Origin of the sequence: Phyllobacterium phragmitis (genome assembly GCF_002980495.1) — a bacterium.
Lineage (GTDB): Bacteria > Pseudomonadota > Alphaproteobacteria > Rhizobiales > Rhizobiaceae > Paramesorhizobium > Paramesorhizobium phragmitis.
In genome coordinates, this window is record NZ_PVBR01000097.1 from 1 (window position 1) to 461 (window position 461).

The following is a 461-nucleotide window of genomic DNA, read 5'->3' on the forward strand; positions in this document are numbered from 1 at the left end:
GTGCCATTGCCAAAGTTAACTGAGGCGCTGTTAAGCGTACCGGCGGCGCCGCCATTGCCGATATTGAGCGTGCCCGTGGAGCCTGAGAAACTGGCAACGAATGTGTCAGCGTTGGCATTGACCACACCGCCATCGGCGATGGTCAGCGTGCCGGTGCCGATCCTGCCGACACTGAGCGCACCGTCGGATGTCAGCGTTGAACCGGCTCCTGAAACATTCACCGTGCCTTGGCCGCTTGACAGGTCGGCGATAGAAAGCAGAAGACCAGCCGAGGCCGTCGCGCCGTTCAGGACATTGAGCGTGCCAATGCCAGAGGACGCGACAAGAGTAGTGTTCGTATTCGTCCAGCTTGACCCCGGCCCCGTTACCGTCACCGTTCCGTTGGAACTGGCGTTGAGGCCAATCGAGCCACTGCCATTGGTCACAGTGCCGCCATCCGCGATGGTCAGCGTGCCGGTGCC

1 pseudogene is annotated in these 461 nt (G+C 61.4%); it reads right to left on the reverse strand.

The annotated features are described in order from the left end of the window. Positions 1 to 461, reverse strand: a pseudogene (locus C5748_RS27500) (autotransporter outer membrane beta-barrel domain-containing protein); the annotation flags it as partial.